This window comes from Zunongwangia sp. SCSIO 43204 (genome assembly GCF_019904275.1).
GTDB lineage: Bacteria > Bacteroidota > Bacteroidia > Flavobacteriales > Flavobacteriaceae > Zunongwangia > Zunongwangia mangrovi.
Window position 1 is genome coordinate 3547291 of the sequence record NZ_CP063204.1, and the last position, 14976, is coordinate 3562266.

Annotated in this window: 12 protein-coding genes; 9 read left to right on the plus strand and 3 right to left on the minus strand. The window is 35.5% G+C overall.

What is annotated here, in order from left to right; genetic code table 11:
- Positions 1–130 precede the first annotated feature (130 nt).
- The 7 genes from INR75_RS15805 (at position 131) to INR75_RS15835 (ending at position 7152) form a co-directional block, all read left to right on the plus strand.
- Positions 131–649: a DUF4199 domain-containing protein gene (locus tag INR75_RS15805; RefSeq protein ID WP_223089546.1), complete on the plus strand. Its 519-nt coding sequence runs from the start codon at positions 131–133 to the stop codon at positions 647–649.
- Between the two features lie 13 nt (positions 650–662).
- Positions 663–1622, plus strand: a complete 960-nt coding sequence (locus tag INR75_RS15810) for a glycosyltransferase family 2 protein (RefSeq protein ID WP_223089547.1) — start codon at positions 663–665, stop codon at positions 1620–1622.
- A gap of 68 nt (positions 1623–1690) precedes the next feature.
- Entirely contained in the window at positions 1691–3421 is a 1731-nt protein-coding gene (locus tag INR75_RS15815) for a phospho-sugar mutase (RefSeq protein WP_223089548.1), read from the plus strand.
- Positions 3422–3436: 15 nt separating this feature from the next.
- A complete protein-coding gene (locus INR75_RS15820) occupies positions 3437–5266 on the plus strand; it encodes an ABC transporter ATP-binding protein (protein ID WP_092541237.1) in 1830 nt (609 codons plus the stop codon).
- 307 nt (positions 5267–5573) lie between these two features.
- Positions 5574–6119: an RNA polymerase sigma factor gene (locus INR75_RS15825; protein ID WP_223089549.1), complete on the plus strand. Its 546-nt coding sequence runs from the start codon at positions 5574–5576 to the stop codon at positions 6117–6119.
- A 32-nt stretch (positions 6120–6151) separates the two neighbouring features.
- Positions 6152–6694 (plus strand): hypothetical protein, encoded by a 543-nt coding sequence (locus tag INR75_RS15830; RefSeq protein WP_223089550.1) that lies wholly within the window; start codon positions 6152–6154, stop codon positions 6692–6694.
- Positions 6695–6699: 5 nt separating this feature from the next.
- The gene (locus INR75_RS15835; protein ID WP_092541243.1) at positions 6700–7152 is read left to right on the plus strand and encodes a hypothetical protein; all 453 of its coding nucleotides are present in this window, start codon (positions 6700–6702) and stop codon (positions 7150–7152) included.
- A gap of 166 nt (positions 7153–7318) precedes the next feature.
- Here the strand turns inward: INR75_RS15835 and INR75_RS15840 are convergent, their stop codons facing one another.
- The gene (locus tag INR75_RS15840; RefSeq protein ID WP_223089551.1) at positions 7319–8395 is read right to left on the minus strand and encodes an oxidoreductase; all 1077 of its coding nucleotides are present in this window, start codon (positions 8393–8395) and stop codon (positions 7319–7321) included.
- 83 nt (positions 8396–8478) lie between these two features.
- Between INR75_RS15840 and INR75_RS15845 the strand changes: the two genes are divergently transcribed.
- Positions 8479–9693 (plus strand): RsmB/NOP family class I SAM-dependent RNA methyltransferase, encoded by a 1215-nt coding sequence (locus INR75_RS15845; RefSeq protein ID WP_223089552.1) that lies wholly within the window; start codon positions 8479–8481, stop codon positions 9691–9693.
- Between the two features lie 113 nt (positions 9694–9806).
- The gene (gene purL / locus INR75_RS15850) at positions 9807–13472 is read left to right on the plus strand and encodes a phosphoribosylformylglycinamidine synthase (RefSeq protein WP_223089553.1); all 3666 of its coding nucleotides are present in this window, start codon (positions 9807–9809) and stop codon (positions 13470–13472) included.
- A 55-nt stretch (positions 13473–13527) separates the two neighbouring features.
- Here purL and INR75_RS15855 read toward each other — a convergent pair whose 3' ends face one another.
- Entirely contained in the window at positions 13528–13971 is a 444-nt protein-coding gene (locus INR75_RS15855; protein ID WP_223089554.1) for a hypothetical protein, read from the minus strand.
- Between the two features lie 334 nt (positions 13972–14305).
- A complete protein-coding gene (locus INR75_RS15860; RefSeq protein ID WP_092541281.1) occupies positions 14306–14908 on the minus strand; it encodes a DUF4136 domain-containing protein in 603 nt (200 codons plus the stop codon).
- Positions 14909–14976: the final 68 nt, after the last annotated feature.

Here is a 14976-nt window from a genome sequence, read left to right on the forward strand (position 1 = left end):
TTTCAGGGTGCAAATTTAAACATTTTCTTTATTAATACAATAGAAATTAAAAAATATTTTTTATTTATTCCCTATGTAACGTTTTACTATATTTGCTTACTAACCGATAAACAACAAAATTAATCAAAAAATGGAAAACTCTACTTCAGTTAAATCGGTTGCCACCACTTTTGGTGTTATTCTTGGATTATATTCGATTTTAGTACTCGTGTTACTCTATGTTTTTAATGTTACCGAGACAAACTGGGTTATCTCAATTATTAATGCTGCGGTAACGATTATAATATTTGTATACGGAATCATCACTTTCAAAAAGAAAAATGGAAATTTAATTAGCTTAAAAGAAGCTTTAAAAACAGGAATGGGAATTGCTGTTTTAAGTGGAGTTATAGCAGCTATTTATACTTATATTCATTATGCTTTTATTTATCCAGAGTTTTCAGAAATAATTTATGACCAAGCCGTAGCGCAAATGGCTGAACAAAAAATGCCTGCAGAGCAAATGGAACAGGCACTAAGTATAACTGAATATACCACAAGCGCATGGTTTTTTAGCTTAATGGGCTTAATAGGAAGTTTATTCTTTGGGTTTATCATTTCTCTACTTACTGGATTAATTATCAGAAATGATCAAAAACAGGCTTATTAGAAAATAAAATTTAATGCAGATTTCCGTAGTAATACCTCTTCTTAACGAAGAGCAATCTTTAGCAGAATTATACAATTGGATCGCAAAAGTAATGCGATCCAATTCCTTTTCTTATGAGATCATTTTTATTGATGATGGCAGTAACGATGGTTCCTGGAAAACAATTGCTGCCATAGCCGATAAAGACAAAGCGGTTAAAGGCATAAAATTTAATCGTAATTATGGCAAATCTCAGGCTTTGCATGCCGGATTTTTAAAAGCTGAAGGCGATGTGGTGATCACCATGGATGCTGATCTACAGGACAATCCAGAAGAAATTCCAGAACTTTATGATATGATCACAGCGGAAGGTTATCAACTGGTTTCTGGCTGGAAAAAGAAACGATACGACTCGGTTTTAGCTAAAAATCTACCTTCAAAATTATTTAATGCTGCGGCAAGAAAAACTTCAGGATTAAAATTGCACGATTTTAACTGCGGATTAAAAGCCTACAACAAAGCCGTGGTAAAAAACATCGATGTTTATGGAGAAATGCATCGCTACATTCCGGTTTTGGCTAAAAATGCAGGCTTTTATAGAATTACAGAAAAAGAAGTTAAACACCAGGCTAGAAAATATGGTAAGACTAAATTTGGCCCAGAACGCTTTATCTTTGGTTTTCTGGATCTATTAACCATTTGGTTTTTATCTAAATTTGGCCGCAGACCTATGCATCTGTTTGGATCTTTAGGTGTTTTGATGTTTATCATAGGATTTTTTACTGCTGGATTTGTGGGGTTTTCTAAATTATATAAAATGTATAATCACGAACCTAATATCCTTGTTGCATTAAATCCTTGGTTCTATATTGCACTAACCGTGATGATTATAGGTTCTCAACTTTTCCTTGCAGGATTTGTTGGTGAGCTTATCTTAAGGAGCAAGCGAGATAAAGAACGTTATCTTATTACTAAAACTACAGAGAATTATTAAGTTTCAGGATAGAATATATTATTTTTGAACTCTATTTTGTGTAAACTACTAAAACTAAAACCAAAATTATGTCACAACCTAAACCAGAAATTTTAGCGAAAGCCCAAACTTGGCTTACCGATGTTTTTGATGAAGAAACAAAGCAGGAAATCAATAATCTTATAGAAAACGATCCATCAGAACTTGAAGATAGTTTTTACAAAAATGCGGCGTTTGGTACAGGTGGAATGCGTGGAGTGATGGGTGTTGGTACAAACCGAATCAATAAATATACGCTAGGGAAAAATACACAGGGACTTTCTAATTTCCTTAAAAGAGAATTTTCTGGTGAAGCGCTAAAAGTTGCGATCGCTTACGATTGTAGAAATAATAGTAAAGAGCTTGCTCAGGTTGTTGCAGATGTTTTTTCTGCTAATGATATCGAGGTTTTCTTATTTTCAGATCTAAGACCTACTCCAGAGCTTTCTTTTGCAGTAAAAGATCTTGATTGTCACTGCGGAATTGTTTTAACAGCGAGTCATAATCCACCAGAATATAATGGATATAAAGTGTACTGGCAGGATGGTGGCCAGTTAGTGCCGCCACAGGATAAAGCTTTAGTTGATGAAATTAACGGATTAGAATATGAAGCAATTAGCTTTGATGCTAAAGCCGACCTTATTCATAAGATCGATAAAGAAGTTGATGAAAAATTTATAGATGCTTCTGTAGCGAACGGAAGTTTTGATACTTCAGCAGAAGCAAAAGCAGACCTTGGAATTGTTTTCACTTCGCTACACGGTACTTCTATCACTATGGTTCCGCCGGTTCTGGAAAAAGCAGGTTTCAGCAATGTAACTATTGTTGAAGAGCAGCGCGAACCAGATGGTAATTTCCCAACGGTAAAATCTCCTAATCCAGAAGAGCCAGAAGCTTTAAAAATGGCTTTGGATATTGCAGAAGAAAAAGGAGCTGATATCGTAATTGGTACAGATCCAGATTGTGACCGTTTAGGAATTGCAGTTAGAAATAACGAAAATAAGCTAGAGCTTTTAAACGGAAACCAAACCATGATCGTGATGACCTGGTTCCTTTTAGAGCAATGGAAAAAAGCTGACAAAATAAATGGTGACGAGTTTATTGCTTCTACCATCGTTTCTACACCAATGCTTAAAAACCTTTCTGAAGCTTACGGAGTTGAATACAAAGAGGTTTTAACTGGATTTAAATGGATCGCGAAACTAATTAAAGATCATCCAGAATTAGATTTTATTGGTGGCGGTGAAGAAAGTTTTGGTTATATGGTGGGCGACTTTGTTCGCGATAAAGATGCCGTAACCTCTACCCTATTAGCTTGCGAAATTTCAGCATTCTTAAAAGCTCAGGGAAGCTCGTTCTACGAAAAATTATTAGAACTTTATACCACTTACGGTTTATATAAGGAAGAATTAATTTCTTTGGTGAAAAAAGGAATCGAAGGTGAGCAGGAGATCAAACAAATGCTTATCGATCTTAGAGAAAAACCATGGGAAAGCATCGATGGTGAAAAGGTGGTTTTAGTTGAAGATTATCAATCTTCTATCGCTAAGAACCAAAACGATCATACCGAAAGTGAAATCACTATTCCAAAGTCTAACGTACTAATTTATTATACGGAAGATGGAACCAAGATCGCAGCTCGCCCAAGTGGAACCGAGCCTAAAATCAAATTCTACTTCAGTGTAAATACTTCTTTAGAAAGTGTAAGTGATTTTGAAGAAAAGAATAAAGAATTAAAAGAAAAGATCAGCCGAATTAAAGCTGAATTGCAATTAGGCTAAGGCCTTAGATTTTATATGAGTTACTTAAAAAAAGTTCTTCAGTTTGCGAAGCCTTATAAACGCTACGCAATATTGAATATTATTAGCAATGTTTTTTATGCCCTTTTTAGCACCTTATCTTTTCTGGCATTTATTCCGATGCTGCAGGTGCTATTTCAGGTAAACGAACCAATTACCACAAAACCCATTTGGGATGGTGATTTGCTTAGTTTCAAAGATTTTGCTGAACAGTATGCGAACTTTTTTTTAAATCAACGGATAGAAGAATATGGGCAGATCTCTGCCCTTATTACTATCTGTATTGTGATAGTTATCCTGTTTTTTATCAAAAACATGTTTAATTATCTAGCGATGTATTTTATCGCAACTTTAAGAAATGGGATGCTTAAAGATATTCGCGATAAGATATATTCTAAAATTACAGAGCTTCCTGTCTCTTATTTTTCTGAAAAGCGTAAGGGTGATATCATTTCAAGAATTACCAGTGATGTGCAGGAAATACAATCTTCGTTTTTAAGTATGTTAGAAATGTTCGTAAAAGAACCACTAACATTACTATTCACCTTGATTTTTATGATCGTCCTTAGCTGGAAACTAACAATTTTTGTTCTTATATTTTTACCGATTTCAGGATTGATAATTTCTTCAATAGGTAAGAAATTAAAGGCAAAATCTACTAGCGCTCAACAGGAAAACGCCCACTTTTTATCTATTGTTGAAGAAACACTTTCTAGCCTTAAGATCGTTAAAGGTTTTAATGCTGAAGATAAATTCAAAAGCAAGTTTAAAGAAAGTACGAGCCGATTAAACAATATTTTAAATGCTTTACTGCATCGCCAAAATCTGGCTTCTCCTATGAGTGAGTTTTTAGGAGTTTTGGTTATTACGATTGTGCTTTGGTTTGGTGGAAATATGGTATTGATCGATCAAACCATGGATGCCGCTACTTTTATAGGCTTTTTAGTTTTAACCTATAACATTCTTACTCCGGCAAAAGCAATTTCAAAAGCAACTTATAGCGTTCAAAAAGGAAATGCGAGTGCCGAGCGTATTTTAGAAATCATCGAAACCGAAACTACTTTAAAAGATGCTCCTAACGCTATTAAAAAAGAAAGTTTCGATTCGAAAATTGAAGTCGAAAACATCGATTTTAAATATGAAAAAGAGCTGGTATTAAAGAATTTCAGCATGAATGTTCCAAAAGGGCAAACAATAGCTCTTGTTGGACAATCTGGTAGTGGAAAATCAACCATCGCCAATCTTATTACCCGCTTTTACGATGTTACCGGTGGGACTATCAAAATAGATGGTACCGATATTCGAGAAATTTCGAAGCATTCTTTACGAAACTTAATGGGGCTTGTTACCCAGGATTCTATATTATTTAATGATACGATTCGAAACAATGTTGCCTTAGGAAAAGACGATGCTACAGAAGAAGAGATCGTAGAAGCATTGAAAATTGCCAATGCCTGGGAGTTCATTTCTCAAATGCCTGCTGGCTTAGACACTAATATTGGTGATTCTGGAAATAAACTAAGTGGCGGACAAAAACAACGACTTTCCATTGCCAGGGCGGTACTAAAAAATCCACCGATCATGATCTTAGATGAAGCCACTTCAGCATTAGATACAGAGAGTGAAAAATTAGTACAGCAAGCCTTAGAAAATATGATGCGAAATCGAACTTCGATCGTTATCGCGCATAGATTAAGCACTATCCAAAATGCCGATAATATTATCGTAATGCAGCGCGGTGAAATCGTAGAACAAGGAAGGCACGAAGAATTACTTGGTAAAAAAGGAACCTATCAAAAGCTCGTAGAAATGCAATCTTTCGCCTAGGCTAAAAGAGTAAAAATTTGATCATAAAAAAATGAATGTAGTTTAAGCATTCATTTTTTAATCTTTGATTGTGGGCAAAAAAGATTTTTATTTCCTATTTTAAGTACCTTAAAATTAGACAATAAGCTAAATAAGGCAAATTATATTCGTATTTTAACAGCAATTTATGTTTTTCATCTATTCAGATTGTAATCGCTGTAAGGATTTTCCTGACGGTAATTTTATAATACAATAATTACTCAGCTTTAAAGTTTTATATATTTTAGCCGAACCATCTTAAAGGGATAGTTAATTAAATTTTTTTCCCTTGGAAAAAACCGAAAATTTACTTGTACAACAACTAAAGGATAAAAAAACTTCACAGGAAGCCTTCAGGGAACTTGTATCGCAATACAAGGAGCGTTTGTATTGGCATATAAGAAATATTGTGAAAGATCACGACGATTCTCATGATGTTTTGCAAAACACCTTCATCAAAATCTTTAGAAATATCGATCAATTTAAAGGGGATAGTAAACTATTCTCGTGGATGTATCGAATTGCAACCAACGAATCGATCACATTTCTAAATAAAAAATCCAAGCGTTTACAAATTTCTTCAGAAGAGCTTCAGGATTCTATTATTAATAATCTTGAAAGTGATGTTTATTTTGAAGGATCCGAAATTCAGCTTAAACTTCAGAAAGCTATTGCCAGTTTACCACAAAAGCAACAGCAGGTTTTTAATATGAAGTATTTTGAAAAATTAAAATATCGTGAAATTGCTGATATTTTAGAAACAAGTGAAGGTGCTTTAAAAGCATCTTATCACATTGCCGTAAAAAAAATTGAAGAATTTTTAAAAACAAATTAAACCTTTTTAATTTATACAAGTCAAATATTCAAATGAAGGAAGAGAAAATACCATATCATGGCGCCTCTGGCTTTAAAGTGCCTTCCGGATATTTCGATAATCTGGAGGATAACTTATTTGATAAGGTTTTTAATGAAGAAAAGCAGTTAGAAGAAACAGCATTGCCTGCTAAAGCTGGTTTTAAAGTTCCTAATAATTACTTTGACGGTCTTGATGATGCTCTGGTTAAAAAAGTAGAAACCATACAGCCAGAACATCAGCCAAAAGTGATTAAGGGCGATTTCAAGAAAACTTTATTCTATGCCGCTGCGGTAGCCGCTATTTTTATTGGTTTATATACCACAATTTTTACGCTGGGTAATAAACAAACTGCAAGTTGGGATGATGTAGAACTTTCTGCGATCGAATCTTACATCGATCAAGGTTATATCGACCTGTCTGATACAGAATTTTCTAGTATGATCATCGAAGATGGTTACATTGTAGAAGAATCAGATTTTACTACAATGAGTAATGAGGCTGTGTTTGAATATATAGATGAGAATGTTGAAAATCCTTCGTATATTTTAGAATAATTGCTATGAAAAAGATTGTATTAGTACTCTTATTGATTTTAGGTTTTTCGACAGCGCAGGCGCAGGATGATAAAGAACGAGAAAGAATAAAATCTCTAAAAACAGCATTTATTACACAGGAACTTAACCTAAGTAATAAAGTAGCTCAAAAATTTTGGCCCATTTATGATAGATACGAAGAACAACGTCGTGAACTTTATCATAGGGAGCATAGGGATATAAATGATGTTGAATGTATATCTGAAGATAAGGCAAACGACCTTTTAAAGGAATTTATAGAGATCGAAAAAGAAGATTACGAGCTTAAACGTAAATATTTTGCAGATCTAAAATCGATTCTTTCTGCTCAGGAAATCATCAAATTACATCAATTAGAAGAAGATTTCCACAGGAAATTGATTAGAGAATATCGCGCTCGCCAGCAAAAAGAGCGTCAAAAAAATAATGAAGAAGAATAATTTAAAAGTATAGAACTTTTAGTTTTTTGGTTAGTTAGTAGTAAGAATTCCGGTTGGCATTAGGTTGTCCTCCGGAATTCTTTTTTATAACAGATTTAAATCTCTTTTTATTTCTGAAAAAACCTTCAAGCCTAAAAGCTAAGATTCGATGTTCTGAACCTAAATTCTATTTAAAATGAAGTTTTGCAATACGCTTAGAACCTGCTGCATAAGCGGTAGAATCATTTAAGAATCGAAGCGTGAAAAATCCTTCATCACTTAATTTCTCCCAGGTTTCACCAGCATCTTTTGTGTAAGAAATCCCGGTAAATCCTGCCGCTATAATTTCTTCTCCATTTCCACTAGGTACATAACGCACACTACTTTTATAATTTGGCTCCTCACCGTCTGCAATTAGATTCCAGGTTTTACCACCATCTTTTGTGATTGCTTTATTGCCTGTATTCCCTTCAGGATCTTCATAGTTTCCTCCTATAATAATTCCGTTTTCAGCATCATAAAAATCCATACTGTAACCGCCTAAAGTCGGCTTTCCCTGTAATAAAGGTGTTTCTACAACTTCCCAATTCTCTCCTTTATCAGCCGAATGGAAAACTCTGGATTTCATTCCGCCACTCAAGATCCAAACATGATCATCTTCTATGGCTATATTAGAGTTACTCGCTGCAAATGCTGCTTCACCTTCAGCCGCTTTTGGTAATTTTGAGCAATCAATTTTTTCCCAGCTGTTTCCGCCATCTCTGGTAACAATTACAGATAAGCAATCTTCGGTAGGATCTCCCATGGCGATTCCTTCTTTATCGTTCCAAAAAGCTATAGCATCATAAAAAACTTTTTCATTTTCTTCTTTATAAACCAGCTTCATTTTACCGTCATCTCCGGTTTTATACAACAAAGCAGGATTGGCTACGCTTAGCATAAAAAAATCGTTTGCTGTACTGCCAATTGCTCTAAATTCAGGCGTTAAACTATCATATTTTTGCTGAGATAACTTCCAGGTTCCAGCAGCCGAATTGTATAGACCATAAGTACCGTGATTAGCGGCAAAGGCAAGATTATTGCCTATCACTTCAATAGCTCGAATACTTAAAGAGTCATTTTCTAAAATAGATTCTATTTCAACTTTTTCAAAAGTTCGATGGGCACTAATCTGTTTTTCTTCGTTAGAAGATTCTTCAGTAGATTTTGTATCATTTTTACAGGCCGCAAAAGCCAGCAAGGCTATGATCCAGACTTTTTTCATTTAATTGGTTTTTGATGGATTTCCTTCAAATATAAATGTTTCAGCAATAAAAAAGATTACCTTTGTCCCCTTAAATTTTAGCAATGCGTTTACATAGAAATTTAGTTTTTGCAACAGTCGATGCCCTTTTAGAAATTTTTAATGAAGGTCAGTATGCCGATAAAGTGATCGAGAAAACCTTAAAACGTGATAAACGTTGGGGAGCTCGCGACCGTAGTTTTATTGCTGAAACCACCTATGATATTGTAAGATGGAAACGTCTTTATGCTGAAATTGCTGAAGTTAAAGAGCCTTTTTCCAGAGAGAATGCGTTTAGATTATTTGCAGTTTGGGCAACTTTGCGTGGTATCGAATTACCAGATTGGAAACAAATTGAAGACACTCCTACTCGCCGAATCAAAGGACGTTTTGATGCACTAAGTAAAATTAGAAAGTTTAGAGAATCTGTTCCAGATTGGTTAGACGAACTTGGCGTTGCTGAACTTGGTGAAGAAACCTGGGAAAAGGAAATTGGAGCACTGAACAAACAAGCCCCTGTAATAATTCGTGCAAATAGATTAAAAACCGATGTCTTAACGCTAAAACAGAAACTGGCAGACGAAGGTTTTGAAACTATCAATCTTAAAGATTATCCAGATGCATTACAACTGGTAGAGCGTGCAAATATTTTTAAGACCGAAAGTTTCCAAAATGGATTATTTGAAGTCCAGGATGCTTCTTCGCAACTTGTAGCCGATTTTCTTGGCGTGCAACCTGGCGATCGCGTGGTAGATACTTGTGCTGGTGCCGGTGGAAAGTCATTACACCTTGCCGCTCTAATGGAAAATAAAGGACAGGTAATCGCTTTAGATATCTACGGAAATAAACTAAAAGAGCTAAAACGTCGCGCTAAACGTGCCGGTGCTCACAACATCGAAACTCGTGCGATCGAAAATAATAAGGTGATCAAAAAACTTTACGGTAAAGCCGATAAGGTGTTGATCGACGCACCTTGTAGCGGACTCGGAGTTTTAAGCCGTAATCCAGATGCAAAATGGAAATTAGAACCTGAGTTTTTAGACCGAATTAGAAAAACACAGCAGGAAATTATTCGCCAGTACTCCAAAATCGTTAAAAAAGGAGGTAAAATGGTGTATGCTACCTGTTCGGTTTTACCTTCAGAAAATCAATTACAGGTAAAAGACTTTTTAGCTTCAGAAGAAGGTAAAGACTTCAAATTAGTTGAAGATCAAAAAATTCTTTCTTCAGAAACTGGTTACGACGGATTTTATATGGCGCTTTTAGAAAAAGCCAATTGATTTTGGTTAATAACCTATTAAAAAATATATGTTTAGTCGCGCTTGTTTAATTTCAATATTCAGTTTAAAAAAGTAAATTTGCGCTTTCAACAACAACACAAAACTTCTTTAGGATGATCCTATTCTTCGGAACTCAAACCAATAAGGTTTATGCCGTGCAAACGCACACACAGCTTTTGGCTGAAGATATTTCTAAATTAAACTGGCTCTTTGGGGGCGCGCAAAAATATAAAGAATCTGCTTTGGCAGATTTTTTTGTTGGTCCACGTGCTGCAATGATTACTCCGTGGAGTACAAACGCAGTAGAGATCACCCAGAATATGGGCATCGAAGGAATTATTAGAATCGAGGAATTCTATAAAATCGATGAGAATTTTAAGGATTTTGATCCTATGCTTTCGCAAAAATATTCGGAACTAAATCAGGATATTTTCAAAATTGACATTGAACCGGAAGCCATTAAGGAAATCGAGGATATTGAAGCTTACAACCAAAAAGAAGGTTTAGCTTTAAATACTGAAGAAGTTGCTTATTTACAGGGATTAGCTGAAAAAATAGGTCGAAAATTAACCGATTCTGAAGTTTTTGGTTTCTCTCAGGTGAATTCTGAGCATTGTAGACATAAAATTTTCAACGGTACATTCGTGATCGACGGTGAAGAAAAACCTTCTTCCCTTTTCAAAATGATTAGAAAAACTTCCGAAGAAAATCCAAACGATATTGTATCGGCTTATAAAGATAATGTGGCCTTTGTAAAAGGACCAAAATTAGAGCAATTTGCTCCAAAATCTGCAGACAAGCCGGACTATTACCAAAATACAGAATATGATTCTGTTATCTCTTTAAAAGCAGAAACACACAATTTTCCAACTACTGTAGAGCCTTTTAACGGAGCTGCAACTGGTAGTGGTGGTGAGATTAGAGACCGTCTTGCTGGTGGTAAAGGTTCACTTCCTTTAGCAGGAACTGCTGTTTATATGACTTCTTATAGTCGTTTAGCTGAAGATCGTCCTTGGGAGAAAGCCATGAACGAGCGTGAATGGTTATACCAAACTCCAATGGATATTTTGATAAAAGCATCTAACGGAGCCTCTGATTTTGGAAATAAATTCGGGCAACCATTAATTGCAGGTTCTGTACTTACTTTTGAGCATGAGGAGCATGGTAGAAGATTAGGTTACGATAAAGTAATTATGCAGGCCGGTGGTGTTGGTTACGGGAAAGCCGGCCAGGCGAAAAAAGATATTCCGCATAAAGGTGACAAAATCGTTATTCTTGGCGGTGAAAATTATAGAATTGGGATGGGAGGAGCTGCCGTTTCTTCAGCAGATACTGGAGAATTTAGCAGTGGTATCGAATTAAACGCGATACAACGTTCTAACCCAGAAATGCAAAAACGTGCTGCCAATGCGGTGCGAGGAATGGTTGAAGCGGAAGAAAATCCTATCGTTTCTATCCACGATCATGGTGCTGGTGGACACTTAAACTGTTTAAGTGAATTAGTGGAGGAAACCGGTGGAAAAATCGACCTGGATAAACTCCCGGTAGGAGATCCAACACTTTCTTCAAAAGAAATTATTGGTAACGAATCCCAGGAACGTATGGGATTGGTAATTGGTGAGAAAGACATTGAAACACTTAGACGTGTTGCCGATAGAGAACGTTCACCAATGTATGATGTTGGAGACGTAACCGATTCTAATCGTTTTACTTTTGAAGGTTCTAAAAGTGGTAAAAAACCAATGGATCTGGATCTTTCAGATATGTTTGGAAGTTCTCCAAAAACAATAATGAACGATAGAACAGTTGCGAGAGATTACGATAAACTGGTATACTCGTCTAATAATATTCAGGATTATTTAAAACAGGTATTACAACTTGAAGCTGTTGCCTGTAAAGACTGGTTAACCAATAAGGTTGACCGCTGTGTTTCTGGACGTGTTGCAAAACAGCAAACTGCAGGACCATTGCAATTACCTCTAAACAATGTTGGGGTAATGGCGCTCGATTACAAGGGAAAAAGTGGTGTTGCCACTTCTATTGGCCACTCTCCTATTTCTGCTTTGGTAGATCCTGTTGCAGGTTCTAAAAACTCAATTGCAGAAGCGCTTACCAATATCGTTTGGGCTCCGCTAGAAAAAGGTCTAAAATCGGTTTCATTATCTGCAAACTGGATGTGGCCTTGTAATAACGAAGGTGAAGACGCCAGACTTTATGAGGCGGTACAGGGAGTTTCAGATTTTGCGATTAGCCTTGGAATTAACGTTCCTACCGGTAAAGATTCGCTTTCGATGAAACAGAAATATAAAGATGGCGACGTCCTTTCTCCGGGAACTGTGATCATCTCGGCTGCCGGACATTGTGACGATGTTTCTAAGATCGTAGAACCGGTTTTACAGAAAAATGCTGGTGCTATTTATTATATTAACTTATCTCAAGATTCGTTCAAATTAGGTGGTTCTTCATTCGCCCAGATTCTTAACAAGATTGGTGATGAAGTTCCTACAATAAAAAACGATAAAAAATTCGCAGATGCTTTTTATAATCTTCAGGGATTAATTAAAAATGATATGATCGCTGCCGGTCACGATGTGGCTTCAGGTGGTTTGATCACAACTCTTTTAGAAATGTGTTTTGCAGATCAAAATCTTGGTGCAAACATCGATCTTTCAGCATTAGGAGAAAGAGATCTTGTAAAATTATTATTCAACGAAAATAGTTCGGTTGTTTTCCAGGCGACTGATGATACTGCGGAAAAAGTTTTAGCTGATAACGGAATTGAATTTTTCAAAATTGGTGAAGTTTCTGAAACAGCGACTTTGACCATAAATAATAATGCAGAAACGCTGAATCTTGATATCGCTGAATTACGTGATATTTGGTACAAATCGTCTTTTTTATTGGACCAGAAACAAAGCGGAAAAGAAAAAGCAGCAGAGCGTTACGAAAACTATAAAAATCAGCCTCTTTCTTATAAATTCCCAGCGAATTTCACAGGAAAACTTCCTGAAATCGATCAAAATAAGCCTAAAATTAAGGCCGCGATTATTCGTGAAAAAGGATCGAATTCTGAACGTGAAATGGCTCGTGCAATGCACCTTGCCGGTTTTGATGTAAAAGATGTACACATGACCGATTTGATAAGCGGTCGCGAAACTTTAGAAGATATTCAGTTTATCGCAGCTGTTGGTGGTTTCTCTAATTCAGATGTTTTAGGAAGTGCAAAAGGTTGGGCTGGTGCTTTCCTTTACAACGAAAAAGCGAAAACTGCCTTAGATAATTTCTTCAAAAGAGAAGATACGTTATCGCTTGGTGTTTGTAATGGTTGCCAATTATTTATTGAGTTAGGTTTAATAAATCCTACTCACGAAGAAAAACCTAAAATGCTTCATAACGATTCACATAAATTTGAGTGTAATTTTACTTCAGTAGAAATTGCTGAAAATAACTCAGTTATGCTTGGCGATCTTGCGGGTAGCAAATTAGGAATTTGGGCAGCGCATGGTGAAGGTAAATTTAGCTTCCCTTATGCTGAAGAAAAATACAATATTGTTGGAAAATATGGTTTTGAAGGATATCCGGCGAACCCAAATGGATCTGACTTTAATACGGCGATCTTAACAGACGATTCTGGTCGTCACCTGGTAATGATGCCGCATTTAGAACGATCTACGTTCTCATGGAACTGGGCGTATTATCCAGAAGATCGCAAAGATGATAAAGTAACACCATGGCTTAGCGCTTTCGAAAACGCAAAAAAATGGTTAGAAAATAAATAATCTTAGGTTATTGAATTAAAAAGGAGCTGATTTTCAGCTCCTTTTTTTGTTCATATTATTCAAGTTTGAAATTGAGCGCTAGTTGCCCATCTGAAGTAGTCACTAACTCCTGAAATTCTTTAGCAATTTTATCTGCTTCTTCTTTGCTTCCGGTAAGTTTAATGAGTTCAGTATAAAATGCTATATCATCTGGACTGGTTTCCCATTCAAATTCGGTTAATCCTTCTTTCATTTCCCAAACGATCATCATATCGTAAGCACCAGTATAAAATTCGAAAACCATTTTTGGTAAATTATCTTTAGAAGCTTTTATATAATAATCTTTCAATATTTCCTTCGCCCGGGTATAATGGCCATTTTTGAACTTGATTTTAGAAACATAATACCATTCGGGATTATCTAATTTCGTAGGTTTCATTTCCTCAGATTCTTCCTGCGCGTGCAGCGAAAAACATAAAAAACTAAAAATAATGGCAAAAGTAATGCTGAGATTTCTCATATCTATATGGATTTTAATTGGTTACAGAAAGAAGTTAATACAAGACTCCCTAAAGTTAATTTTAAAATCCATTAATTATTTATAAATAACTGATTTACAGTTGTTTTTATGATTTATGAGGCAGAAATATTGAAAACTAAGATTAAATTGAAACAAAAGACCATATAATTATATTTTGTCTAATACTTATTACCAAAACAAACATTTAAACATTGAAATTCAGACAGTTAAATATTTAAAAGCAGGATAAACAGTCGCTCTTAGCCTGATTTTCTAGAGATAACAAAAAAAAGGGCTGAAAAAAATCAGCCCTAATTTCATCGAATATTGATTACTATTTTTTTGGATTATCCTGAAATGCTGGAAACTCACTAAAAATCTGATTTATCAATTCCTCCTGCGCTTCAAGATTAGCCGCGTTCACGATTGCTCCTGAAGTTTGACCACTCCACACCAGTTCTTTCGTTTGACTGTCTACTAGATTAATATCTACAGCTCCTTCCTGATATTGATATGTATTTACATCATATCCGGTTATTGGTCCAAAATTGGCAAAACCAGAATAAAAATAATTACTGTAAAGCGGACTTACGGCCGTTACACCGGGATCGTAGGGATAGGAAGCATATTCAGCTTCAGTTTTTTGATTTTCTTCAATATTTGTGGTCGAATTAATTAGTACTAGTAGATCTGGATTTTCTGTGTCTAAAGTATAACCTGCATTCTCCAAATTCATATTTACGGTTTCCAGAACAACCTGATTGATATCCTGATCGCTTTCCATCGTAGCAGAGTTAAACCCCGTATTTGGTAAATAAGCATAGGTTTGGTAGTTATCCAGGCTCTTATTCTTTGGATTGGTTGTTTTTACCTGACTTCCGCAGGAAATAAATAAAAGGCTAAAAATAACTAAACTTAAAAATTGGTTGGTTTTCATTGTTTTTTTTAAGCAATCTAGTCAACTAACCAATCGCAAAGAAAAAATAGCAGTCTTTTAAATCGAAT